Origin of the sequence: Tannerella serpentiformis, from assembly GCF_003033925.1 — a bacterium.
Taxonomy (GTDB): Bacteria; Bacteroidota; Bacteroidia; order Bacteroidales; family Tannerellaceae; genus Tannerella; species Tannerella serpentiformis.
Genome location: NZ_CP028365.1, coordinates 371,182 through 397,342, shown reverse-complemented (window position 1 = coordinate 397,342; position 26,161 = coordinate 371,182). Strand labels below are relative to the sequence as shown.

At 56.6% G+C, this 26,161-nt stretch carries 17 protein-coding genes; 7 read left to right on the top strand and 10 right to left on the bottom strand.

All coding sequences use genetic code 11. The annotated features are described in order from the left end of the window. Positions 1-4 precede the first annotated feature (4 nt). From gmd to C7123_RS01605, 3 genes are all read right to left on the bottom strand, one after another. A complete protein-coding gene (gene gmd / locus C7123_RS01615) occupies positions 5-1,087 on the bottom strand; it encodes a GDP-mannose 4,6-dehydratase (RefSeq protein ID WP_069175559.1) in 1,083 nt (360 codons plus the stop codon). 312 nt (positions 1,088-1,399) lie between these two features. After that, the gene (locus tag C7123_RS01610) at positions 1,400-4,015 is read right to left on the bottom strand and encodes a TonB-dependent receptor (RefSeq protein ID WP_069175558.1); all 2,616 of its coding nucleotides are present in this window, start codon (positions 4,013-4,015) and stop codon (positions 1,400-1,402) included. A gap of 593 nt (positions 4,016-4,608) precedes the next feature. Then, a complete protein-coding gene (locus tag C7123_RS01605; RefSeq protein ID WP_069175557.1) occupies positions 4,609-4,965 on the bottom strand; it encodes a hypothetical protein in 357 nt (118 codons plus the stop codon). Between the two features lie 219 nt (positions 4,966-5,184). Here C7123_RS01605 and C7123_RS01600 point away from each other — a divergent pair, with 219 nt between their 5' ends. After that, on the top strand, positions 5,185-7,773 hold the full coding sequence (locus tag C7123_RS01600) for a DUF5686 and carboxypeptidase-like regulatory domain-containing protein (protein ID WP_069175556.1): 2,589 nt from the start codon (positions 5,185-5,187) through the stop codon (positions 7,771-7,773). Between the two features lie 152 nt (positions 7,774-7,925). After that, entirely contained in the window at positions 7,926-8,330 is a 405-nt protein-coding gene (locus tag C7123_RS12790) for a hypothetical protein (RefSeq protein ID WP_159049796.1), read from the top strand. Positions 8,331-8,485: 155 nt separating this feature from the next. Here C7123_RS12790 and C7123_RS01590 read toward each other — a convergent pair whose 3' ends face one another. The 5 genes from C7123_RS01590 to C7123_RS01570 are packed head-to-tail and all read right to left on the bottom strand — an operon-like array spanning position 8,486 to position 14,450. Then, on the bottom strand, positions 8,486-11,077 hold the full coding sequence (locus C7123_RS01590) for a carboxypeptidase regulatory-like domain-containing protein (RefSeq protein ID WP_083206915.1): 2,592 nt from the start codon (positions 11,075-11,077) through the stop codon (positions 8,486-8,488). Further along, positions 11,077-11,913 carry a GLPGLI family protein gene (locus C7123_RS01585; protein ID WP_069175553.1) on the bottom strand — a complete coding sequence of 279 codons (837 nt, stop codon included), beginning with the start codon at positions 11,911-11,913 and terminating at the stop codon, positions 11,077-11,079. Before C7123_RS01585 ends, C7123_RS01590 begins: the two co-directional genes overlap by 1 nt. Positions 11,914-11,924: 11 nt before the next feature. Next, positions 11,925-12,770 carry a GLPGLI family protein gene (locus C7123_RS01580; protein ID WP_083206914.1) on the bottom strand — a complete coding sequence of 282 codons (846 nt, stop codon included), beginning with the start codon at positions 12,768-12,770 and terminating at the stop codon, positions 11,925-11,927. Between the two features lie 11 nt (positions 12,771-12,781). Beyond that, positions 12,782-13,609, bottom strand: coding sequence for a GLPGLI family protein (locus C7123_RS01575; RefSeq protein ID WP_069175551.1), 828 nt, complete (start codon positions 13,607-13,609; stop codon positions 12,782-12,784). 7 nt (positions 13,610-13,616) lie between these two features. Continuing rightward, the gene (locus C7123_RS01570) at positions 13,617-14,450 is read right to left on the bottom strand and encodes a GLPGLI family protein (protein ID WP_069175550.1); all 834 of its coding nucleotides are present in this window, start codon (positions 14,448-14,450) and stop codon (positions 13,617-13,619) included. A 678-nt stretch (positions 14,451-15,128) separates the two neighbouring features. Between C7123_RS01570 and C7123_RS01565 the strand changes: the two genes are divergently transcribed. The 4 genes from C7123_RS01565 to secDF all read left to right on the top strand — a co-directional run bounded on the left by C7123_RS01565 (position 15,129) and on the right by secDF (position 22,957). Continuing rightward, positions 15,129-16,103, top strand: coding sequence for a DUF6261 family protein (locus C7123_RS01565; RefSeq protein WP_159049795.1), 975 nt, complete (start codon positions 15,129-15,131; stop codon positions 16,101-16,103). Positions 16,104-17,650: 1,547 nt separating this feature from the next. Next, positions 17,651-18,400 carry a copper homeostasis protein CutC gene (locus C7123_RS01560; RefSeq protein WP_069175548.1) on the top strand — a complete coding sequence of 250 codons (750 nt, stop codon included), beginning with the start codon at positions 17,651-17,653 and terminating at the stop codon, positions 18,398-18,400. A gap of 379 nt (positions 18,401-18,779) precedes the next feature. After that, complete coding sequence (gene dusB, locus C7123_RS01555; protein WP_069175547.1) at positions 18,780-19,763, top strand: tRNA dihydrouridine synthase DusB; 984 nt, start codon at positions 18,780-18,782, stop codon at positions 19,761-19,763. A gap of 155 nt (positions 19,764-19,918) precedes the next feature. Further along, complete coding sequence (secDF, locus tag C7123_RS01550; RefSeq protein ID WP_069175546.1) at positions 19,919-22,957, top strand: protein translocase subunit SecDF; 3,039 nt, start codon at positions 19,919-19,921, stop codon at positions 22,955-22,957. A 363-nt stretch (positions 22,958-23,320) separates the two neighbouring features. Here the strand turns inward: secDF and C7123_RS01545 are convergent, their stop codons facing one another. Continuing rightward, positions 23,321-24,631: a sensor histidine kinase gene (locus C7123_RS01545; RefSeq protein WP_069175545.1), complete on the bottom strand. Its 1,311-nt coding sequence runs from the start codon at positions 24,629-24,631 to the stop codon at positions 23,321-23,323. Continuing rightward, entirely contained in the window at positions 24,628-25,317 is a 690-nt protein-coding gene (locus C7123_RS01540; RefSeq protein WP_069175544.1) for a response regulator transcription factor, read from the bottom strand. The genes C7123_RS01545 and C7123_RS01540 overlap by 4 nt, the downstream gene beginning before the upstream one ends. Before the next feature lie 218 nt (positions 25,318-25,535). Here C7123_RS01540 and C7123_RS01535 point away from each other — a divergent pair, with 218 nt between their 5' ends. Beyond that, positions 25,536-26,099: a pyruvoyl-dependent arginine decarboxylase gene (locus C7123_RS01535; protein ID WP_037984501.1), complete on the top strand. Its 564-nt coding sequence runs from the start codon at positions 25,536-25,538 to the stop codon at positions 26,097-26,099. Positions 26,100-26,161: the final 62 nt, after the last annotated feature.

The following is a 26,161-nucleotide window of genomic DNA, read 5'->3' as shown; positions in this document are numbered from 1 at the left end:
CGGTTTACTCCTCCTCTTGGGCGCGCAGATAGAGCTTGCGCGTGAAGCGTAGATCGTGTTTCACCATCAGGCGGACCAGCTCCTCGAACGAGGTCTTGCGCGGGTTCCAGCCGAGCAGGGTCTTCGCCTTCGTCGGGTCGCCAAGCAACTGCTCCACTTCGGCGGGTCGGAAGTATTTCGGATCTACCTCCACGAGCGAGCGGCCCGTCTTGACGTCGATGCCGTGCTCATTCAGGCCCTCGCCCTCCCAACGCAGCTCGATGCCGGCCTCACGGAAGGCCAGGGTGCAGAACTCGCGCACGGTGTGCATCTCGCCCGTAGCGATCACGAAGTCCTCCGGGCGCTCGTATTGCAGCATCATCCACATACACTCCACGTAATCCTTGGCGTAACCCCAGTCGCGCAACGCGTTGAGGTTGCCCATGTAGAGCTTGTCTTGGAAGCCCTGCACGATGCGTGCGGCGGCCAGCGTGATCTTGCGGGTGACGAAGTTCTCGCCCCGGCGTTCGCTTTCGTGGTTGAAGAGGATGCCGTTGACGGCAAACATGTCGTAGCTCTCGCGATAGTTCTTGGTGATCCAGAAGCCGTATTGCTTGGCTACGCTGTAGGGCGATCGGGGGTAGAAGGGTGTCGTCTCGCGCTGCGGCACCTCCTGCACGAGTCCGAAGAGCTCAGAGGTAGAGGCCTGATAGATGCGTGTCTTGTGTTCCATACCGAGGATACGTACGGCCTCCAGCAGGCGGAGGGTACCGATGGCGTCGGCGTCGGCGGTGTACTCGGGCACGTCGAAGCTGACCTTGACGTGGCTCTGTGCGGCGAGGTTGTAGATCTCGTCGGGCTGCGTCAGTTGGATGATGCGGACGAGCGAGCTGCTGTCGGTCATGTCGCCGTAGTGGAGGTTGATGGTGCGTTGGCGCTTCATGTCGCGCACCCATTCGTCGAGGTAGAGGTGCTCGATGCGCCCGGTGTTGAACGACGAGGAGCGGCGCATGATGCCGTGCACCTCATAGCCTTTGTCGATCAGGAACTCGGCCAGATACGATCCGTCCTGACCCGTGATGCCTGTGATTAATGCGGTCTTTCTCATTGTGTGTGATATACTATTATACGTGTTGTTTGGGCGGCAAAGATAGGCGCGGGGGGAGGCTTAACTCCTTTTCTTCCTCTTGCATCCTTCTTTTCTTCCCTTGATGGAAGAAAAGAAGCAAAAGAAGATCAAGGCCTCTACCGAGGCCGGGTAAGCTTGGCCGGGTACTTGAGTCTGAGTGGACTTTGCTGACTGACTTTTTCAGCGCAGAACAACATCCATCATGCAACGGACGAGGTGTAACACGGAAAAAAGGGCACCCCCGACCAGCGGAGATGCCCTTTCTATCATGGACAATGAACCCTCTGACGATTACAGCGTGAGCTTCATGCCGGCGTACCAGCAGCGGGGCGAGCCGGGGCCGTAGATGTAGGCCGAGTCGCGCGAGGGACCGCGGTCGAAGTCGTCTTGGAAGGCGTTGAACATGTTCTGCACACCGGCGTGGAGCTGCAGTGTGTAGGTCTTGTAGAGCGGGATGTTGTAGGCCACGCGGGCGCCCATCTCGAAGAAGGCCGGCGTCCGGAATGTGCGCGGGCCGTAGGTCTTGTCCGTCTGACCTTCGCCATGCTGCATGCGGTCGGGGTGGATGGTGGCGGCGGGACGGCCGTTGAACTGTGTGAGCGAACCGTCGTCCTCGGTCGGGATCTCGTGGCCGGTGAGCATGTTGCCCGTATAGTTACCCGTCAGGGAGAAGCTCAGGGCGCGGGTGATGTTGAGCGTGCCGATGAAGTAGGCGTAGAGATCGGGGGTGCGGTAGATGCGGCGCGTCTTGTAGGCGTCGTCCTCGTTCCACTGTCGCTCGGTGTTCCAAAGGCTACGTTGCGCGGTGAGTCCACCTTGCAGCTGCCAGGTGTTGAGGTAGGCAATTTTACCCTCGAAGTTGAGGCCGTACACCTTGGCGCCGTCGGAGTTTTCGCGCGTCTTGAGGATCTGCGAGATGCCACCGATGACGGTGTCCTTCTGCGTAAACCCAAAGGCGTCCACGAGCTGCGTGTAGAAGCCTTCGGCCAGCAGGTTGAGCTGCCAAACGCCGAAGCGGTGGTACCAGTCGATGGAGGCGCTGAAGCTGTGCGAGGTTTCCTCCCGGAGGCCCGGGGCGTTGCGAGAGACGATGAGGTCGCCACCAGCATTGTCCACGTGCAAGTCCTCGTCAAAGAGCTGCGGGGCGCGGAATCCCTTGCTGTAGCTGGCGCGCAGGGTAAAATCTTTCGAGGGGGCAAAGCGCAGGTTGAGGCGCGGGCTGAGGATGGCGCGGCTGACCATCGAGTGCTTGTCGAGCCGGGCACCGACGAGGATGCTCCAGCGGTCGTCCTTCCATTCGTTTTGCAGGAAGGCGCTCTTCGTGTTCACGCGCTGATCGATGGGCGCCTCGCGGTATCCGCTCTTATCGTCCAAGTGATCGTGGTTGTACTCGATGCCCGCGGTGAGCGTGGAGGGGAGGAAGAGCAGGCGGTCAAAGTCAGCGGCATACTGTGCGCCGAACATGTAGGTCAGGCCGTTTGTGCGTCCGTAAGAAGACATGCGCTTGTTCAGCTCCAGCATATCCTCGTTCGTCAGGCCGTTGTGCGAGCCGGGTAAGAAGGACTTCTTCACCTCGGCCTCTAGCTCGTCGTCCGTGATGGCGGGGTTCTTCTTTTTGAGCTCGGCGATGAAGGCATCCTTGGCAGCCTCCACGTTCTTCTTGCCCTCGTTGATGATCTCGTCTGCCGTGCGATCGCCGCCACCGTAGTAGCTCTTGCGCTGCACCTTCATGAACGAGCCGTAGGCGTTGAAGCGGTGATGGCCGTCGGGGCTGAAGTATTGGTAGCCGAGGCTGCCCACGTTGTTGATGTGCTCCAGCTGCTCGGCGATGTGGGCGTTGTGGGGCTGCTCCTTGAGCAGGTCACCGCCGCGGCGGAACTCGTGGGTGTTGTGAAACTCCAGCGTGAAGCGCGAGTAGATGTTCGGCTTGAGGAAGGTGCGGAAGCCTAAGGTGCGACCGTCGAGCACGGGCAGCTCCGTGTAGCCGTCGCCGTCGTGGTCGTAGCCCGTGCGGTGGCGTGCCTGGCCGAAGAGGGTGACGCCCAGCCGACCGTTTTCGTTCACCATGGAGCCGTTGAAGTTCGTCGTGTTCTCAAACGTGTTCAGGCCGCCCAGTCCGCGCGTCTGGTGCGAGAGGGAGGCGGAGTTGCCTGTCGGTTCGCGGGTGATGATGTTGATCGTGCCCGCGATGGCCGACGATCCGAACAGCGCCGATCCGCCGCCACGCACCACCTCGACGCGCTCGATCATGTTGGCCGGGATCTGCTCCAGCCCGTAGACGCCCGCCAGCGCGCTGAAGACGGGGCGTGAGTCGATCAGGATCTGCGAATAGGGGCCGTCGAGGCCGTTGATGCGCACTTGGCTGAAGCCGCAGTTCTGGCAGTTGGTCTCCACGCGCACGCCGGGTTGGAACTTCAGTCCTTGGGCGATGTCGGTCGATTGGGTGCGCTCGAAGAGCTTCGTGTCAAGCACGTTCACGAGCGACGGTGCTTCGCGGCGCATCGTCTCGCTGCGTGTGGCCGAGACGACCACCTCGTCGATGGCCAGCGCCTCTTCCTCGAGCTCAAAGTTGACTTCGAGCATCGTGTTGGGCTTCGTCTTGATCTTCTTCACGGCCTTTTTGTAGCCGATGAAGGTGGCCTCGATGGTCAGTTCGCCCGCGGGCAGGTCCTTGAGCATGTAGTGACCCGTGGCGTCGGTGGCCACGCCGATGGTGGTGCCTTTGACTACGACGTTGATGTAGGGCAAATGTTCGCCCGTCTTAGCGTCGACCACGTGGCCGGTGACGACGGCGTCTGTCTTGGGTTTGACTTGTTCCGATCCGATCGTGGGATCAGTCGTGCCGGCCCAAGCCGGCTGTGTGAGCGATGCGCAAAGCATCAGCAGGGGGAGGTAAATGATTCTCATTTTCTTACTTGTGTTTATTAGTGTGATATCTGTTTGTTTTTAGACAGTTGGAATAATGTATATCGGGCCATGCAAGCCTGCTTGAAGCTGATATACTGTATATCGGGGCCCTGCAAGCCTGCTTGAAGCTGATTTACGGTAAATCGAGTCCATGCAAGCGTGCTTGACGCTGATTTACGGTAAATCGGAGCCATGCAAGCCTGTTTGAAGCTGATTTACGGTAAATCGGAGCCATGCAAGCGTGTTTGAAGCTGATTTACGGTAAATCGGAGCCATGCAAGCATGTTTGGAGCTGATTTACGGTAAATCGAGTCCATGCAAGCATGTTTGAGGCTGGCGAAGACTTCGACGAGGCCCTGCAAGCCTGCGTGAAGCTGGCGAAGACTTCGACGAGTCCCTGCAAGCCTGCATCAGTCTGATAGCGTGTATTTCCGAAGCAGGAGCACGCAACAATGGCCGTCGGGGCGAATCATGGCGCCCTATGACCATTGACAATGATCAATTGACAGGTGGATTACAGGGCGGTGTTCATAAATGGATGAAGTGCAAGGCGTCCGAGACCGAGAATCGATCGCAACGCAGCAATTCGCCATTTAGAGGCACATCGCCGGCGGGCCGCGAAGGGATAGGTGGAGGAACTCCTGGCTGACGAGGGCAATGCAGATCGCCTTGATGATGACAGCCGAGAGACGCGTGAGAGGTTCAGTGTAAAGCGTGGGCGCGATGGAGGTCATCAGCGCTGCGGTGAGGCAGGCCAGCGTAGCAAAGCCCGCCTGCGTGTGGGTGTGGTGGCCCGTCTCGGGCGCCTGGGTGTAGGGGTGAGAGTGCACGATCCATCGACCGTTCACGTAGTGCGCATGATAGAAAAACGACGTCGCCGCCGTGTATCCGATGAAGAGGATACACAGCCAGAAGGCCAGTCGTCGTCTTACTTTTTCAGTGCAATGCATGCGTGGGGTGTGTATGGATGGAATGCGCTTGAAACGTGTTTGAAATCGGGTGCAAAGAAATGTACTGAAATCAGATGCGCCAATCCCATCGAATGGGGACGGTGGGGGGGAGGCCTTCCCCACGACGAATTTGCCACCTCCTTTTGGATGGTCGGGTTTTTACGCTCACTCTATCTTTGGCGCCGCTTAATTGAACAGTAACAAGTTATCTTACACAGAATGAACAAAGCGGTTATCCGAACCCTCTTTGCGGTCCTTTTGCTCATCGGCCTCGGCCGACAAGCCGCATACGCACAACACGCTACTTCCGTCGCTGGCATGGTGGTCGACTCCATCACTGGCGAACCCCTGCCCTTCGTCACGATCGTCTTCGAGGGATCCACCATCGGTGGGGTCACCGACATGGATGGCAACTTTCAGCTGAAGAACGATCGCGGGCTGACACGCCTCAAGATCTCTTACGTGGGCTATGACCCCAAGACCGTCACCCTCACCGCCGGGCACGCCACGACCGACCTCCGCATCCGCCTCGCACCCTCCACCATCCAGCTCTCCGAGATTGTCATCCGCCCCAAACGCGAACGCTACACCCGCAAGAACAACCCCGCCGTAGAGCTGATGAAGCGCGTTGTGGCCCGCAAGGACAGCAACCGCATCACCCAGCTGGACGACTACAGCACGGAGTGCTACGAAAAGATGACCCTCTCGCTCGATAAGTTCGACACCCGACTGGAGAAGAGCAAGGTGCTCAAGCGATTCAAGTTCCTGAAGAACTACCTCGACACCTCCGAGTTCGACGGCCGCCCCATCCTCACGCTTTCCCTGCGCGAGAAGATCTCCGACATCTACTACCGCCGCGAGCCCCGATCCGAAAAGGTCGTCGTCCGTGCCACCCGTCAGCAGGGCATCGACCAGAGCCTCGACGAATACGGCACCCTCACTGCTAACCTCGACGAGATCTTCCAAGGCGTCGACATCTTCGACAACAACATCACCTTTCTGCTCAATCGCTTCGTCAGCCCCCTCTCGTCCACCCTGGCCAACACCTTCTACCATTATTATATCATGGACACCGTCGACGTGGGCGGCGAGCCCTGCACCGACCTGGCCTTCGTGCCCGTCAACGCGCAGAGCTACGGCTTCACCGGTCGACTCTATGTCACGACCGACGGCACATACTCGGTCAAGAAAGTGCTCCTCAATGTGCCCCGACACATCAACCTCAACTTCGTCCGTGAGCTGCGCGTCGAGCAGCAGTTTCGCCGCCGCACGGACGGCCTCTGGGAGCTGGACACGGACAACACCTACGTGCTCTTCCAACTCTTCGACGGCGGTCAGCAGATGTACGCCCACCAGCTGCGCAGCTACTCGGACTATCGGACGAACATCGCCAGTGCGGACTCCATCTTCGCCCTCTCCGGACGCGTCCAGACGCCCCTCTCGCGCTACCTCGCGCAGCCCGATTCCTTCTGGGCCAACCGTCGCCACACCCCGCTCCGAGAGCGCGAAAGTGGCATCGAGAGTCTGCTCAATCAGCTCAAGGAGGTGACGGCCTTCAAGGTGCTCCTCAAGACGGCCGAGATCCTCATCTCCGGTTACATCCCCATCAACGACGTGCACGAGAAGAACAAGCTCGACTTCGGCCCCATGAACACCGTCTTCAGCGCCAACAACATCGAGGGCTTCCGCATCCGCGCTGGCGCCATGACTACGGCCAACCTCCATCCGCACCTCTTCCTCGGTGGCTACGGCGCCTTCGGCCTCAACGACCGCCGATGGAAATACAGCGCCACCGCCACCTGGGCCTTCAACGAAAAAGAGTATCACGAAAAGGAATCGCCCGTCAACAACCTCTCCCTCCAGCACGAGTACGACCTCTACACCCCCGGCCAGGACTTCCTCTTCACCAGCAAGGACAACGTCTTTGTGGCCTGGAAAGTGGGCCATCCGAACCGCAACATGAACTACCTCCGCAAGACCCGCCTGCAATACGAACGCGAGTGGCGGAACGGATTCTCCGTCAAGACTTGGGCGCAGGTGATGAACAACGAGGCCGCTGGCACGCTCCGCTACATCGTCCGCAACAGCGCCGACGACTTCACCCGCCTACAGGACTACAACACCACAGAGTGGGGCTTCCAACTCCGCTTCGCCCCCGGCGAGCGCGCCTATAACAGTCGCCTGGGCAAGAGCTCCGTCTTCAACCTCAGCAAAGACGCCCCCGTCTTCCGCCTCTCGCATCAGGTCGGTTTCCGCGGCATCCTGGGCGGCGACTACCGCTACAACCGCACCGAGGCCGGCGTCAGCAAACGCATCTGGCTTTCCTCCTTCGGTCACATCGACGCCTCCCTGCGCGGCGGCATCGTCTGGGACAAGGTGCCCTTCCCGCTGCTCATCACCCCGAACACGAACCAGTCCGTCACCATCCAGCCCGAAGCCTTCCACCTCATGAACCCGATGGAGTTCATGGCCGACCGTTACGTCTCCTTTGACGCCCGCTATCACCTCAAAGGCTGGATCCTGAACCGCATTCCGCTCATCAACCTCCTCGGGTTGCGTGAGGTAGCCTCCGTCAGCGGCGTCTGGGGCAGCCTCAGCGACCGCAACAACCCGGACAAGACCGACGGCCTCATGCTCTTCCCCGACGGATCGCACGCCTTTGGAACCTCGCCCTACATGGAGTTCAGCGTCGGGCTGGAAAACATCTTTCGCGTGCTCGAAGTCAGCTATTACCGCCGCCTGACCTACCTCAATCACTCCGACATCCAGCGCCACGGCTTCCGTATCGCGCTGCATTTTGACTTCTAACGTCTACGGTCGCTCGATCATAACGAAAGGCGCCTCTGTCACCTCTTTGGTGATCGGGGCGCTTTTTTGCGTTTACGCCTCTCTTTTCGAGAGTAGAGGACTGTTGTCATGAAAAAACAGCTCTTCCCTCGAAAAGAAAAGGCTTTCGCTATGTGGATTTAGTGCTCTCCTTGAAAGGAAAGGGGGATTGTCCGAAAAAAATAGCTTTTCTCTCAAAAAGGAAGAGCTATCGCTGTGAAAAAATAGCTCCTCCCTTGAAGAGAAAAGGCTGTCGCTGTGTGGATTTAGTGCTTCCCTTAAATCGAAAAGGGAATTGTCTGAAAAAAATAGCTCTTCCCCCGAAAAGAAAGGGCTGTCGCTGTATGGATTTAGTGTTTTCCTTAAATCGAAAAGGCTATCAGCAAGAAAAATCATCTCTTTCCTTGAAGAGAAAGGACTGTCGCTATGAAAAAATAGTGCTTCCCTTGAATAGAAAGGGAGATTGTCCGAAAAAAATAGCTCCTCCCCCGAAAAAAAAGGGCTGTCACTGTGAAAAAACACTCCTTTCCTTGAATTGAAAAGTCTATCGCTGTGAAAAAATAGTCCATCCCTTGAATCGAAAGGACTGTTGCTGTGAAAAAATAGCTCTTCCCTTGAAAGGAAAGGGCTGTAGCTGTGAGGCAATAGGGCTTTCCATTTGAGGGAAGGGGTGTTGTTGGGTGGGGAGGGGGCGTCAGAAGCGGAAGAAGAGGCCGACGGTGAGGTTGCGTGGGCGGAGGAGATAGGATTTGCGGAAGGTGGCCGGGCCGTCGTAGAGGGTGTAGGCGTAGGTGCGGCGGTTGAAGAGGTTGCGGGCGGAAACGTTTACCTCCCAGCCATGTTTCAGGCTGCACGTCAGCTCGGCGTCGGCCAGGAGGAGTTGCTTGCGGAGGCGGGGGGCGATTTCATTGCTGTAGTGCTCGGCCGTGAGGCGTAGGCTCCACATGCGATGCGGGATGAGGTGTAGCGTGATACGTTGGGAGAGGTCAAGATACGAGGATCGGAAGTCGGGACGGTCGACGTGAAGCGTGCTCTGGGAGAGAGAGAGCTCGTAGGCGGTGTTGCACCACGTCGCGAGACGGGTGGAGAGCTTGCAACTGGCATCGCGATTTGTAGACGTGAAAAAAGTGGGCACGCGATTGCGGTAGGCCATGCCTCGGGTGGAGAGGAAGCTGGCGCTTAGAGTGACGATGCTCCGAAGGGCGTCGAGACCCTTACTCAGACTGGCGTCGGCCATCCATGACCGAGTGTCGGAGGCCTCTGGGATGGTCGTCTGAAGGAGGTAAGCGCCGAGGAAACGGCTGTCGACGGTGTGCGTCTGGCGACGCTGCACGTAGCCGGCGGAGGCGTGGGCGAACAGTGCACGAAGCGGATAGCGGTAACGGACGGTGATGTCGGCCGAGATGTGTTGCCCCAAATGGTCGTCGATGAGTCCCTGCGACAGGTGGCGATAATCGCGCAGGATAAGGCCTTCGTAAAACGTCTGCTCGTCGGGCGCGATGGGGGACAGGCGACCGTCGAGGGACAGGGTGAGTCGCGAGGTGAGGTACCACTGGATGTAAGCCGTGGGCGCAAAAAGGAGGTGTCCGCGCGTGGTCGTGCGGCCGGTGATGTGGTCCGTATGGCGATAGGGGAGGAGGGAGAGCGGCAGTCGGACGGTCGCCTCCAGGTCGGCGTGACGGTACGCCAGCTCGGGGGAGACGTACAGGCAGAGGCGACGCGTCGACATGTCGTTGCGGAGGCTGCCGAACGAGTCCGAGAGGCCGGTCAACGCGCTGCGCAAGCTCCTCCAGGTGCCGACGAGGCCCGCGCGCAGGGAGAGGGCGACGGGGTCGAAATAGAACGAGAGCGACGTATGCGTGTGGGTGTAAAAAACGGACGACTCGACGCGCTGTTGCTGCTCGTCGCCATCGCTCCGGCGGACGGTGAGGCGGTGCGGATGGGCGCGGTAGACGTTGAGCGAGCGGAGCGAGTAGGCGCGACGGCCGTAGCGACGGATCAGCTCCAATTCGTCGGAGAAGGAACGGCGGGGGAGCGTGGCTGCTTGACGGTTGGGGTAGGTGCCACGGACGGTTTGCTGCGTGTCGTCCCACCGGAGGTCGACTTGCAGCTTGTTGCGCACGTATAAGGACGGGGTGTTGGCCGTCAGCGTGATGTCGCCCGTGCAGGTGTGGTGGCGGCTGAGGGTGTGCTCGTCGGATTCGGTGAAAACGGTCGAGTCGTCGAGGAAATACGTCTGGCTGCTGGCCACGTCGGACGTGAGGCGGTGGTTGCCATAGGTGACTTGCGACGTGAGGTCAAAATCTTTAGACACGCCCCAGAGGTTGTTCGTCGTCACGAGGTGAGAACGGTTGAAACGACTGCGGTCGCCGTCGATAGCCCGCAGGCGATCAGGGGACACGTCGATATGCTCCATGAGAGCCGATTCGGCACGCTCGCCGTCGATGAGCAACGCGGCCTCACGCGTCACGTCGCGACCCGTGTTGTTCGACTTCAACGTATTCAACGTTTGCGATTTCCGCTTAAAACGCATCAGCGCCAGCTCTCCCTCCCAAAGGAAAGGACTCGCGCCGACGGCCGCCTTGGCTGTCCCCACCCAGCGCGCCTTGGCGTCCTCCTTCAACCGGATATTGATGGCCGGGTTTTGAGAAAAAGAGATGTTCTCCAGCGCTTTCACCGGTTGGTGGTTCTCCATCACCTCCACGCTACCCACGTCGCTGGGATGGATATTGTTCGTCGCTATGCCGTATCGGCCCTCCAGCATGTCCTTACCCTCGATGTAGAACTTGTTGATAGGCTTTCCATTGTAGGTGATGGCCCCGCTCTTCTCGACTTCAATGCCTGGCATCTTTTTGAGGACGTCACCCAGCGAGCGGTCGGCCGTTGTCGCAAATCGGGAGACGATATACGTGATGGTGTCCCCTCTTTCGTGAATACTGGGAGCGCGGATGATGACCTCTCGCAGCGCTGTGGCCTGTTCTTTAAGGGTCACGTCGTACGTCGTCCGACCTTTCTCGATCGGGAGTGTGCGTGCGGCATAGCCCATCATCGAAAAGTGGAGCACGCGATCAGTCGCGTCGGCCGTCAGCGTCACTTCAAACCGTCCGTTAGCCATCGTTTGCGTGAACGCCAGCACTTTCTGTGCTCCGGAAGGGCGCACCGTGACGAGCACACCCGCTATGGGTTGGCCGTTAGCGCCGTCGGTCACCGTTCCCGAGAGCGTCACCCGCTGGGCCGTGGCCGCGACGCCCGTCATAAATAATAAGAAAATAAGGAAGTATCTCATCACCGGTAATCCCTCTCTATCAGATCCCTATATACAGGTTCGTAGTCCGTCGACTTCAGACCCGAGGCGCCGAGTGCACCGCCGTGCGTCAAATCGAACATTTTCGCTTTGAGGAAAGCACGCCTGTCCACTGTCCGGTAGCCATTCTTCCCTCCGCAAGGGGTGAAGACGATCGGCTCCTCCGCTACCCGCTCTAAGCCGACGGCTGTAAACGTATATTGATGGCCCTTATCGTAAGCCTCGAGGATCAGCCCCGGCAGTCCGCCGAGCTTCCAGGGTCCGTCGCTGACGGGGATGTCCGTCGCGAACCAAGCTGTCCATCGGCGACCGCGAAAGTCGGCCGTCGCTTGCTGACACGTATATCCTAACACCTCGCGCGTGCTGTCGGTCATCGTCCACTGCTGGGCGTTGAGGGTGTCGCGATACGTCACTTGATCTTCCCGCAGTCCGTCGGTCACGGTGATGGCGCCCGCGGGGTGATTCTTGTAAACGATTGTGATGGTGCGATTGCGCGGAAAGCTATTCAGGAACCGGCTGCGGTCGCGATGCTTATGGAAATCGGCCAAGGCACGATTAAAAAGCTCACTCGCCTGACGATTTCCCTCCGGCGTCTGTCGGAGAGAGTCGTTCTGGAAGGTGTAATAGCTGAAACATTTGGAGACTTGGGGGCCAATCTGCAGTATCAAGAGGTCTTCATAAAAAGCGACGTCGAGCGTGTCCTTTAATTCCGTCGCCCGATACATACACTTCATAGATGCGTGGTCGAGCACGTCCTTTTGTGCCGATGCATGGACGGCCAACGCCATAAATAACAAGAGGTAGCGAATCGTTTTCATACCCTATCGTATTAGTAATCCCTTTCTAATGGATCGAAGAGCAGCCGATGGGCCTCGCGCTGCATGTAGGTCTTCCGGCGGCCGGATTGCACGATTGCGCGGATCAATTCGATGTCGTAGACGTTGCCTTGTCCGCTGAGGAAAGCACGCTGGGAGCGAAGGAAGGTCCGGCGATCGGTGTCGAAGAAGGGTTTGCCGTCGAAACAGTAGAACGTCACGGGATCGAGGCCACTCTCTACGATCTGGACGGCCGTGTAACGGTAGTCGTCGCCCCGGTCATACGCCTCGAGGATCAACCCCGGCAGTCCGCCGAGCTTCCAAGGGCCGTCGCTGACGGGGATGTCCGTCGCGAACCAAGCCGTCCAATGACGACCGCGAAAGTCGGCCGTCGCCATGCGGCATGGGTGGCCGAGTATCATGCGGACGGAGTCGGCCATCCCCCACGAGATCGAGGGCGTGGCCTCGTCGTAGCGGCAGGCAACGTGGAACTGTTCGTTAGTCGTCGTGATTCGCCCCGCCGGGTAATTCTTGTAGAGGTAGTCGTAAGTCGTTCCCACTCGCGGCTCTTTTGAATGATCGCGCGTGCGAAAGGCCTCGAGCGTCAGCGCTTCGGCTGTCGCGCGACCGTCGGGGTCGTTCCACAACGAGTCATAATAAAAGGTATGATGGCTAAAAAACTGGCTCGCGCTTGCTCCGATTCGGAGGATCATGGAGTCCGTCTCCGTCGCCAGCCGTCTCACCGTGTCGCGCTGCATCGTGTGGTGATAATGCACCTCTATTATAGCCGGATTAAGCCTTGTGTGATGTTGCGCCACAACTTGCGCAGAAAAAAGTAAGAGAAAAACGGTCGTCTTCATCGCTTACGAAATCAGTAGTCACGTTCCAACAGGTCGTATCGCATCACTTGATTGGGTTCATCGCCAAGCAAGTCAATACCTGTCTCCATTTGGATAAAAGAATTGGAATCCATCAGGAATCGCCGCTCCATACGGAGGAAATCCAGGCGATTCGTTGGCTCAAAACGACGGTTGCGGCCATCCTGTTGATTAAAAATGATCGGTTCATCCTTCACCCGTTCTAAGCCGACGGCAGTAAATACATGTTGCTGCCCCTCATCATACGCTTTGAGGATCAACCCCGGCAGTCCGCCGAGCTTCCACGGGCCGTCGCTGATGGGGATGTCCGTCGCGAACCAAGCCGTCCATCGGCGACCGCGAAAGTCGGCCGTCGCTTGCTGACATGTATATCCCAACACCTCGCGCGTGCTGTCGCCCATCGCCCATGTTTGCGTGTGTAGCGAATCCACGTAGCAATAGCCCTGTGAAGAAATCCGATCTGTGATTGTCATCTGTCCCGTCGGGTAATTTTTATAGACATAGGTGCTCATTCGGACGTGTGGGAAGTCTCCATAGATCCCATCCTTTTCTATCGCTCGTCGGAACAGCTCGCTCCAGACTTTTGCCCCATCGGGCGTGCGCTGTAGCGAGTCACATTGAAAGGTGTAGTAACTGTAACACTTCGACACCTCTTTCCCGATTTGGAGAATAAGTAAGTCGTCGCGCAACTCGTTTTTCAGCGTGTCGAAGGTGTAAACATAACGGTAGAGGCACTTCATGTGCGCCCGATCGAGCACCGGCTCTCGCGCGGTAGCCTGTACGGCGAGAGAGGTGAGGAGAAGATAGAGGATGACTTTCATTTTGAAATCAGTAATCACGTTCCAACAGGTCGTATCGCATCACTTTTTGCGGCTTTCCCTGGCTCAAGTCAATGCCCGTCTCCATCTGAATGTAGCCATTGAGATCCATCAGTGATTTTTTCTTCGATCGGAGAAACTCGAGGCGGTTTGTCTGCTCAAATTTTTGATTATCTCCAAACGATCGATTAAAAATGATCGGTTCATCCTTCACCCGTTCTAAGCCGACGGCAGTAAACACATGTTGCTGCCCCTCATCATACGCCTCGAGGATCAGCCCCGGCAGTCCGCCGAGCTTCCAGGGGCCGTCGCTGACGGGGATGTCCGTCGCGAACCAAGCCGTCCAATGGCGACCGCGAAAGTCGGCCGTCGCTTGCTGACACGTATATCCTAACACCTCGCGCGTGCTGTCGCCCATCGTCCATATCTGCGTGTGCAGCGAATCCACGTAGCAATAGTCCTGTAGAATCAGCCCATCGGTTACTGTCATGCGTCCTTCTGGGTAATTCTTATAAATGTAGGTCTTCAGACGCTTGTGGGGATAGTTTCCCCGCATAAATTCGCCGCTATTCATGGCGTCGTCAATCATTTTTCCAATTATCATGTCTCCATTCGGCAGCGCAGAGAGGGAATCGACTTGGTTGCTGTAATGACTAAAGCACTTGGAGATGCTTTTCCCGATTTGTAAGATGAGCAGATCATCCTTGGTCTTTCCTGTCAACGTATCATTGAGGTAAACATAGCGGTAGAGACACTTCATATAAGCCCGATCGATCAGCGGATCGCGCGCAACAGCCTGTACGGCGAGAGAGGCGAGGAGAAGGAGGTAAACAACGATTTTCATCTCGTTCAGTTTGTAGGTTTGCCGCAAATATATGGCCTATATTTGTTTTAAGATGAATCAAAAACGGAAATCGGTCACACTTTCCTCTAAAAAGAAATAGGGTAGACGACCGACGAGTCATCTCTTTATCTATATAATCTATTATAGACGGCTTGCAATGAGCCTCCCTCAAAAAGTTTGCACTGTCGACGGCTTACAATCAGCTTCCCTTAAAAAGTTCGTACTGTCGACGGCTTGCAATTGGCTTCCCTCAAAAAGTTTTTGTTGTCGACGGCTTACAATTAGCTTCCCTCAAAAAGTTTGCGCTGTCGACGACTTACAATCGGCTTCCCTCGAAAAGTTTTTGCTGTCGACGGCTTACAATCGGCTTCCCTCAAAAAGTTTTTACTGTCGACGGCTTACAATTGGTTTACCCCGAAAAGTTTTTGCTGTCGACGGCTTACAATCGACTTCCCTCAAAAAGTTTGTACTGTCGACGGCTTGCAATGGGCTTCCCTCAAAAAGTAAGCACTGTCGACGGATTACAATTATTCTTCCTGTAGAAGGTTTGCGTGATCGATGAATGACGATAGGCCAAAATCAAAAAGATGACTGCTATTGATGGGAAAAATTTGGAAGGTCAGAAAAAAGATAGATCTTCGCACCCCAAACAGATACCATTTTTATAGAGAGTTAGTCATGAAAATATCAACTATCAACATTGCGAGACTCCGAGTGCAGGAGGATTTTGGGTTCCAAGAGTTAGTTAAGAACGAGACAGACCAGTTACCGCTGCTCGAATCGGCTTCTGGATATACAGCAGGGCTAAAGACGGACGTCGAGAATCACGGCAAGGCTTTCGGAGAGTTTGATACGGCGCTCAAGGCCGCATCCAGTGTGCCGTCAGCGGCCGAGGTGTCGAACTTGGATCGTCAGCGCGACGATTCTTGCACAAAGCTCTACACTTTTGTGCGAGGCGTTTCGGGACATCCGGACAAGGAGAAGGCCAAGGTCGGTGCCGAAGCGGTAGCCGTATTCAAGAAGTACGGCGGCGGCAGTATCGTTGATCAGCCACAGAACCAAGAGTCCGGCACACTGCGAAACCTGATTCAAGATTTCCGCGCGATGGACGTTAGTAAGCTCACCCAGACCGGTATAAAAGACTTTGTCGACGATCTGGAGCAGAAACAAACGGCCTACTTGGCGGCAGTTAAGAAGCGCGCCAAAGAGGAGCGATCGGAGTTGACGGGCGTCATTAAGCAGAAGCGCAAAGCCTGCGACGAAGCGTACCTCAAGCTCATAGAGACGGTCAACGCCCTCGTCGTAGTGAATGGCGACGCCCCATATCGCGGCTTTGTCGAGAGCGTAACGTCGCACATCAACCATCAGAAGTCCACTCTGGCGAACCGGCAGACGAACGCCGACAAGAAACCGAAGGATCCGAAGCAACCCAAGCAGCCGAAACAGCCGAAGGAGCCCAAACCCCAAAAACCGGGGAAGGACGACGGTAAGCCGGACATCCACCTCCCCGAGAAGGAAGAGCCGAAGAAGCCCGGCGGCGATAGCGGCGCCGGAAAGAAACCCGACGGCGGCGGAGGCGCCGGTGGTCATTCCGGCACCGGAGGTGCCGGCGATAGCGGCAATCCCGATATTCATCTGCCGGAGGAGGGATAACCGTAAGTTGCTTACGCTCACCCGCAAACGACCAGATACTAGCCGAGCATCGCTCGCAGGTATCCGGTCGTTTTTTGTTGTTTGATGTTTGGTGTTGGGTGTTTTTTTGTTGGGATTGAAGTCTTGATTGCTGTCGGAAGAGCATTTTTTTAGGGGGTAGGGGTATCGGGAGGCATCGAGGATAATTGCTTTTTGAAGTAAGGGCTATTTTTGTAATCGGTGATAGTTGCTTTTTAGAGAGTAGAGTCGTTGATGGGCATCGGTGAGGTACTTTTTTAGGTGGGAGGGCTATCGGGAGGCATCGAGGATAGTTACTTTTTGAAGTAAGGGTAATTGTTTTCGGTCGGTGATAGTCGCTTTTTAGGAGTAGAGTCGTTGATGGGAATTGGTGGGGTACTTTTTTAGGGGGGAGGGCTATCGGGAGGCATCGAGAGTAATTACTTTTTGAAGAAAGGGCAATTGTTTGCAGTCGGTGATAGTTGCTTTTTAGGATTAAAGTTATCGATGGGAATTGGTGAGGTACTTTTTTAGGGGGGAGGGCTATCGGGAGGCATCGATGGTAATTACTTTTTGAAGTAAAAGCTATTGTTTGCGGTCGGTGATAGTTACTTTTTAGGAGTAGGATCGCTGATTTGCATTGGTGAGGTGTTTTTTTTAGGGGAGAGGATATGGGGATGCATCGAGGGTAATTACTTTTTGAAGTAAGGGTAATTGTTTGCGGTCGGTGATAGTCGCTTTTTAGGAATAGAGTCGTTGATGGGAATCGGTGGTGTACTTTTTTAGGGGGGAGAGGTATTGTAGAAAGTTTTGAGAGTACTTTTTTAGAGGGTCGGGGTATCTGCAGATATCGGTGAGGTACTTTTTTAGAGGGGAGGTATCAGGAAGCATCGAGTGTAGTTACTTTTTGAAGTAACGGCTATTGTTTGCAGTCGGTGATAGTCGATTTTTAGGAGTAGAGTCGTTGATGGGCATCGGTGAGGCATTTTTTTAGGGGGGAGGGATATCGGGAGGCATCGAGGATAGTTTCTTTTTGAAGTAACGGCTATTGTTTGCGATCGGTGATAGTTGCTTTTTAGGAGTAGAGTCGTTGATGAGAATCGGAGGGGTACTTTTTTATGGGAGAGGAGTGTCGGAAAGCATCGAGGGTAGTTACTTTTTGAAGTAAGGGTAATTGTTTACGGTCGGTGATAGTTGCTTTTTAGGAATAGAGTTGTCGATGGGGATCAGTGAGGTATTTTTTAGGGAAGAGGGATGTCGTGGTGCATTGAGGATAGTTACTTTTTGAAGTGAGGGTAATTGTTTGCGATCGGTGATAGTTGCTTTTTAGGGGGTAGAGTAGTTGATGGGCATCCGTGGTGTACTTTTTTAGGGGGTAGTACTATCAGCGGGCAGCGGATATGTACTTTTCGATAGGATAGAGCTGTCGATAGCTATCGGATGGGTACTTTTTTATAGGGTAGAGATACCGATGATTATCGAGGATCCTCTATTTTTGTGATTTAGTTTTTAGCTTTTTATTGTCCCCCCTTACTCCTGATTATAGAGGTATGAATCGAATCATCGAAGTCTGCGCCAATTCAGCGCAAAGCTGCGTGGAGGCCGAAGCCGGCGGAGCCGCACGTGTGGAACTCTGCGCCGGCATCCCCGAAGGCGGCACAACGCCCAGCTATGGCGAGATCGTCATGGCTCGACAGTCCACTGAGCGGATCGCGATCCACGTACTCATCCGTCCACGGGCCGGCGACTTTCTCTATACCGAGACCGAGGTCGGTGCTATGCTCCACGACATCCAGGTAGCCCACCAGCTCGGCGTGCAAGGCGTCGTCATCGGTTGCCTAACGCCCGACGGCAACATCGACGAGCCCCTCCTCGACCGACTTATGGCCGCCGCCCGACCGCTTTCGGTCACCTTTCATCGCGCCTTCGACGTCTGCCGCGATCCGCGCGCCTCACTCGAGCTACTGATCCGTCACGGCGTCGATCGCGTGCTCACTTCCGGCCAAGAAGCGACCGCCGTGCAGGGTATCCCCCTCCTCCGCGAGCTGGTGAGCCAGGCCGACGGACGTATCGTCGTCATGCCTGGCTGTGGTGTGCGGGCAGACAACATCGCGCGCATCGAGTCCGAAACCGGAGCCCGCGAGTTTCACACCTCCGCTCGACGCGTCGTCGAGAGTGGCATGATTTACCGCAACGAGCGCGTACCCATGGGCAGTTGCGCCGTGACGTCAGAGTTCGAAACCGTGCAGACAGATCGGCGCGAAGTGGCGCGCTACGTCTCTCAGACTTGCATAAAATGAAAAGGGGTGTACTTTTGGCGTCGAAAAGAAATTTATTTGACGTTTTCCACTAAGAAACAGCAATCAAAACAGTCGAATTCGATCAAATTGGTCACAGCGAGCCCTTACGCCACGCAGGAGAGAGAATATACGCAAGGCAGCGACTCCGAGAGGCGGGCGTCAAACCGAGGCGGGCTCCACGAGACATTGTTTTTTTGAGATTAAGAGCGGCGCATTGCCCATCATATCGCCGCTCTGGTGTAGTGTTTAAAATTCTTCTGAGGGGGCGAAGATGTGAATCTTCGCCTTTCCTTTTTTTAGAGGGCAGAGGATCGGGAGCATCCTATGGACAGGATCAAGAGAAGGCCCCCATACATATATTATAGGTACAAAGAGGAAGATGAAAATCGGAACAATTGAATTAGGTGATCGGCCCGTCATGCAGGCGCCGATGGAAGACGTCACGGATGCCGCCTTCCGACTGATGTGCAAACGCTTCGGCGCGGATATGGTGTACACTGAATTTGTCTCGAGCGATGCGCTCATCCGTGGCGTCAGCCGCACCGAAGAAAAGTTGCGGGTACGCGACGAAGAACGCCCCGTGGCGATACAGATCTATGGCCGCGATGTCCAGTCCATGGTCGAGGCCGCACAGATTTGCGAGGCCGCTCGGCCCGATGTGCTCGACATCAATTTCGGATGTCCGGTCAAGAAGGTGGCAGGTAAAGGTGCCGGAGCCGGCATGTTGCGCAACGTGCCGCTCATGCTCGAGATCACGCGGGCCGTCGTCCGTGCTGTCCGTATCCCCGTGACCGTCAAGACGCGCCTCGGTTGGGATGCCGATCATCGTATCATCGTCGAGCTGGCCGAACAGTTGCAAGACTGTGGCATCGCCGCCCTGACGATCCACGGCCGTACCCGCGCGCAGATGTACACCGGCGAAGCCGACTGGACGCTCATCGGCGCCGTCAAGTCGAATCCCCGCATGACAATTCCCATCATTGGCAACGGCGACATAACCTCCGCCGAGCGTTGCCGTGAGGCCTTTGATCGCTACGGTGTCGATGGTGTGATGATCGGGCGTGGCTGCATCGGCCGGCCGTGGATCTTCCGTGAGGTGAAGCACTATCTACAGACGGGTGAACCGCTTCCGCCAGAGTCATTCGCGTGGTATCTCGACGTGCTCAAGCAGCAGGTTTTGCAGAGTGTAGAGCGTCTTGACGAGCGTTGTGGCATCCTCCATATCCGTCGCCACTTGGCCGCCACGCCGCTCTTCAAAGGCATACCGGACTTCAAGCCGACGCGTGTAGCTATGCTGCGCGCTGAGACGGTTGGTGAGCTTTTCGCCATCATGGATGCCATTCCCGCACCGACGACCGAATAGCCCCCTTTCGCAAGGCTTCATTTGAGGGCTACTTCCCTGTATTGATGGGGCTTTTGCAAAGGTTCTCTTCCGTGTAGTTGGAATAAAAAACGCGCTATATTTGCGCCCTGAAAAAAAAGAATAAGGTATAAATAACAATAAATCAGGAATTTCAAATGCAGAACAAAGGATTCGTGAGGGTCTTCTCCATACTGCTCGCTTTGGTTTGCTTGTACTATCTCTCCTTCTCGTTTGTGACGAGAAAATACTACAAGGAAGCCGCCGAGTATGCTAACGGGGACCCTGCTAAAGAGAGTTTTTATTTAGACTCATTGGCCAACAAGAAGGTCTGGTTCGGCGCCTATACGCTGAAGCAATGCCGCGAAATGGAGGTGACCTTGGGGCTTGACCTGAAGGGCGGTATGAACGTCGTATTGGAGCTTAACGTGCCCGATGTCGTTCGTTCGCTGGCGGACAATAATCCCGACGCCAACTTCAACAAGGCACTCGATGCGGCTTATGCCCGTCAGGCAACCAGCCAGAAGAATTACATCGATTTGTTTGCCGAAGAATACAAGAAGCTGGATCCGGGCGCTCATCTTGCAGCCCTCTTCAGCACCTTTGAGTTGAAAGATAAAATCACTCCCCAAAGCTCCGACGCGCAAGTCATTGCCGTACTGAAAGAGGAGCTGCAGAGCGCTATCGACAATTCATTTAATGTATTGCGCACACGTATCGACCGCTTCGGCGTCGTGTCGCCCAACATCCAACGCCTCGAGACGGCTGGTCGTATCCTCGTCGAGCTGCCGGGTGTGAAGGAGCCGGCACGTGTCCGCAAACTCTTGCAGGGTAGCGCCAATCTGGAGTTCTGGGAGACATACAACCTGACCGAGATCGGACAGCAACTCACCGCCGCTGACCACGCTTTGGCGGAGGCGCTGAAGTCCACAAAGCCTTCGTCCACCGCCACGACCGATACAACGGCTACCGCCGCCAAATCTGATCTCACGGCTAAGGCCGACTCAGCTACCTCCGAGACCGATTCGCTCATGGCGCAGATTAACGCCGAAAGCCAACAGTCGCCTGCAGCCGGTCAGATGACCGCCGAAGAATACGCCAAGGAGCACCCGCTCTTTGCCCTGTTGCAATTGAATGTCGACCGCACCGGCCGCTACCTCGTTCCCGGCCCCGTCGTAGGTTACGCCAAGAAGACGGACATGGACAAGATCACCGAATACCTCAACCGGCCTGAAGTGAAGGCTGTGTTGCCCAACAATGTCCTCTTCCGCTGGAGCGTGAAGGCGATGGACGATAACGATCAGTTCTATCAGCTCTTTGCCCTGAAGGTCACCAACCGTGACGGTACGCCCGCCCTGAGTGGCGACGTAGTCACGAATGCCGTGGCCGACTTCGCCCAGCAGCAGATCGGCCGCCCACAGTACCAAGTCAGCATGACGATGAACGCCGAAGGTGCCCGCGAATGGGCCCGCCTGACCAAGGAGAACATCAAGCGTAGCATCGCCATCGTACTCGACGGCATGGTCTACTCCGCCCCCACGGTACAGTCAGAAATCACCGGTGGCCAGTCGCAGATCACGGGTAACTTCACCCAAGATGAAGGCAAGGACTTAGCCAACGTGCTCAAGTCGGGTAAGATGGCCGCCTCGGTCAACATTGTGCAGGAAGACATCGTCGGGCCGTCGCTCGGGCAGGAAGCCATCAACGCCGGTATCATCTCGTTTGCCCTCGCACTCATCCTCCTCATGGTCTACATGTGCGCTATGTATGGCCTGTTGCCGGGTATGATTGCTAACGGCGCCCTCGTCATCAACATCTTCTTTACGATGGGTATCCTCGCCTCCTTCCAAGCTGTGCTCACCCTGCCCGGTATCGCCGGTATGGTGCTAACGCTCGGTATGGCAGTCGACGCCAACGTGCTCATCTATGAGCGATCGAAAGAGGAACTCCGCGCCGGCAAACCTTTGGCCCGTGCCATTGCCGATGGTTACTCCAATGCCTTCTCCGCCATCTTCGACTCGAACCTCACGACAATCATCACCGGTGTCGTACTCTTTGTCTTTGGTACCGGCCCCATCCGCGGTTTTGCCACCACGCTGATCATCGGCTTGATCTCATCCTTCCTGACCTCTGTCTTCATCACACGTCTCGTCTACGAAGCCCTCTTGGCTAAGGAGAAGATCAAGCACCTGACCTTCACCACATCGATCTCGAAGAACTTCCTCAACGATCCGAAGATCAACTTCCTCGGTAAGCGTAAAGTGGGCTACATCATCCCGCTCGCCATCATCCTTCTCGGTTGTGTTTCGATGGCTACGATTGGCCTCAACAACGGCATCGACTTTACCGGCGGTCGCAACTATGTGATCCGTTTCGATAAGGATGTTCGCACCGACGAGGTGCGTGCGGCCCTCGAACCGCAATTCAAAGGCGGATCCGTCGGCGTCATCACCATCGGCTCGCAGAATCAGGTGCGCGTCTCGACCAACTATAAGATCACGGACAACTCGGCCGGCATCGACGACGAAATCATCGGCAAGCTCTACGCCGGCCTCAAGCCCTTCCTTGGCAACGCCACACAGGAGCAGTTCGCCTCGGACAACATCCAAAGCTCGCAGAAGGTCGGCCCCAGTATGGCGGACGACATCAAGAACAGCGCCGTCCTGGCCGTCCTCTTCGCTATGGTCTGCATGGCGCTCTACATCCTCGTTCGCTTCCGCGACGTAGCCTTCTCCGTCGGTGTGTTCATCTCCGTGGCCGTCACCACGCTCTGCATCATCGCCTTCTACACGCTGCTGTGGAAGATCATGCCCTTCTCTATGGAGGTCGACCAGACCTTTATTGCGGCCATTCTGACCGTCATCGGTTACTCGATCAACGACACCGTGGTCGTCTTCGACCGTATCCGCGAAACGATCAAGCTCTATCCCAAGCGCGACCGTTACGAGGTGATCAACGACGCCCTGAACTCCACACTCTCGCGTACGTTCAGCACGTCACTCTCCACCTTCATCGTCGTCTTCGTGATCTTCCTCCTCGGTGGATCCACGATCCAGAGCTTCACGTTCGCCATCCTTCTCGGTGTCATTGTCGGCACCTACTCCACGCTCTTCGTGGCCACGCCGATCGCTTACGAGATCCAACATCGCAAATCGCTCAAGGCGGCCGGTGCAACGGCAGCCGCTGCGACGGCATAACGTATAGCTTCTAAGTTTCTCCTCTGACTGAAGGGGGCTGTCTCCACATAGGGTGGGGCAGCCCCCTCGTCTTTTTTGTGGGCTGGTGCCTCTCAAATATCTCTTCTTCTAACTGGTGGAAAGGGATCGAGAGATCATTCTGGATTTGGAAGTGTTTGCAGGAGTTCTGCAAACATCAAAATGGAGAAAAGTGTCCTTGCAGAAGTCCTGCAAACGCCAAAATGGGGAAAAGCGTCCTTGCAGAAGTTCTGCAAACGCCAAAATGGGGAAAAGTGTCCTTGCAGGAGTTCTGCAAACGCCAAAATGGGGAAAAGTGTCCTTGCAGAAGTTCTGCAATCATTTCCGGGGTGCAGTCTGCGGACTTTACGGCGTCTTGTTCTGAGAGGTGAGGGGGAAGGTGAGCGTGAAGGTGTGGAGACGGTCGGCGGTGAAGGCGTAGCGGATGTCGATGGTGTAGAGGCGGCAGATGGCACGGACGATGGAGAGCCCCAGGCCGGTGGAGCCTTCGACGCGGTGGGGGCCCTGATGGAAGCGGTCGAAGAGGTGGGTGGGATCGAGCGAGGCGGCGGGGCCTGTGTTGGCGATAGTGAGGGTGGGGGTGGTGATGCGAATCAGGATGCGTCCGTCGGAGTGATTGTGGACGAAGGCGTTCTTGAGCAGGTTGGAGACGAGGGCGTCGGCCAGAGATTCGTGCATGGATGCACGGAGGGGCGGATCGACGGCGGTGAGGTCGACGGTAATGCGGCGCGAGGCGTAGACCTCTTGCAGATCTTCCAGATCGCGGCGGAGGAGGGCGTCGAGGCAGAGGTCGGTCTGGTCGAGGAACTGCCGATTGTCGATCTTGGTGAGGAAGAGCAGCGAGCGGTTCAGGCGCACGGCACGGCGGAGCGTCTGCTGCGTTTTGATCACCTCGGCGAGTTGGGCTTCGGTGAGCGCGGGCGTACTGTCGGCCAGGAGTTCGAGGCGGCCTAGGCTGACGGCCAGCGGCGTCTGAAGCTCGTGCGAGGCGTTGCCGATGAACTGCTTTTGTTGCTCGAAAGCCTGCTCGGTGCGGTCGGTGTGGCGGCGCACGGCGTCGTAGAGTCGGCGAAACTCGGTGACGGCCGAGTGGGCCGTGAGTGGCGTGTGCGATCGGCCGACGGTGTAGGTGTCAAGCCAACGGAGGAGGCGGTACAGGGGGCGCATGCTGCGACTGTAAACCCAGACGTTGACGGTGAGGATGGTGACGAGGAGCGCAACGTAGAGCGTGATGATGCGCCAGAGGATGGCCTGCTTGAGGTCGTCTTTATCGATCGTGGGCGTGCTGACGGAAAGCAGGAAGTAGCGCCCTGCACGGTCGCGAAAGACGGTGCGGAGGGTACGCGCGGGTTCGGTCTCACCTTTTTCAGCGATGAAGACGGATTCGTCGATGTACTCGATGGCGGGATGGTGATGGAGGTAGTCCTCCGTCACGGCGTGGACATAGAAACTGTTGTTCGTGCCATTGTCTTCGGAGGGCAGATGGACGCCGGCCAGGTAGCGACGGATGATGCGCTCGGCGTAGTCGTCGAGGGCGTCGTCGGTCTCGTCGTTGACCTCCTCCACGATGCCGGCGTAGAAGTAGATGGCCCACCCGGTGAGGACGGCCGAGAGAACGACGGAGAGGTGGAGGAGGATGCGATAGATGAGCTTCATGTCTCCGTGTCTTCGATCAGTTTGTAGCCGAAGCCGTAGACGGATTTGAGCTGGATCGTGGCGCCGGCGTCGGTGAGCTTACGGCGGAGGTTCTTCATCTGGGCATAGACAAAGTCGAAGTTGTCGGCCTGGTCGACATGGTCGCCCCAGACGGCCTCGGCCAGCGTCTCCTTATTGATCAGGTGGCCCGGGCGATGGAAGAAGTAGGCCAAGATGCCGTACTCCTTACGTCCGAGACTGAGCTCGCGGCCGGCGACGAAAACTTGGAACGTCTCCGGCAGCAGTCGGACGTTGCCCAGCCGGATATCCGCCTCGCCGGCCTGTCGGCTGCGGCGGACGACACTGCGGATGCGCGCATGCAGTTCGGCCAGGTGGAAGGGTTTAGCCAGATAGTCGTCGGCGCCAAGCTCCAGCCCGGCCACCTTGTCGTCCGTCGTGTCGCGTGCAGAGATGATGATCACGCTCTCGCGCTTCTTCATCGCCTTGAGGCGCTCCAGAAGGGTGAAGCCGCTACCGTCGGGCAGCATGATGTCGAGTAGGACGCAATCGTAGTCGTAGTCCTCGATCTTGTAGAGCGCCGAGCGAAGGTTGTCGGCCGTTTCAACCACGGCGCGCTCGCGGTTGGTAAGCGATTGGGCGATCAGTTCGCGCAGCGAGGGGTCGTCTTCGATGATGAGAATCTTCATTTCGTATCGGGGGGGGAGTAATGGGTTATGGGCGGCAAAAATAGAGCGACCCGGGCGTCTCACCAGTTCGTTTTTCTCGGTTCGCTTTCACATTTTCGATCCCCCCGTATTTTTGCGGCCTGTTTGCCGAAAGGGGTGTGCACCTATGCGCCCCCGACTCGGAGGAACGAGAGAACAAAACCGATTTCATTTTAATTCAAAAGATCAAGACAAAGAAGATGGTAAAGAAAGTGGGGAACCTGATCCCGAACACGTTTTTCATTGCAAAGGGCAGTGGCGACTCCGACCTGGAGAAGCACGCCGGGTCGTATCACATGGCGCTCTTCGACGCCGGCATTGCTGATTTCAACATCATGACGTATTCGTCCGTGATTCCCGCCACGGCGCACCCGGTGATGATGGACGAGGTCGACCTGCCGCCCTTCGGCTCGGAGCTGAAGACGATCATGGCCGTTTCGCACGGCTATCAGGACGAGTTCATCTCGGCCGGCCTCGTCTATGCGTGGATGTATAAGGACGAAAACTTCGACGAGAAGGCCGGCGGCCTGGTCTGCGAGGTCAGCGGCCGCTACCGCATCGAGGAGCTGGAGGCGCGTCTCATTCGTGTGATCAATGACCTGCATCAGCGCACCTACAGCCGGTTCTACCTCGGCGATCTGAACTTCGTCACCGAGGGTATGACCATCGAGCGCCGCTATGGCACCGCCCTGGCCGCGCTCTGCTTCACCGACTTCATCATGCCCGACTCTGCGGATGGAAGCAGTGAGGTGGTAAGACTCTGAGAGGGTCTGGGATAGGCCACAGCGCATAAGAAAAGGCAGTCACGACGCATCCGTTCGTGGCT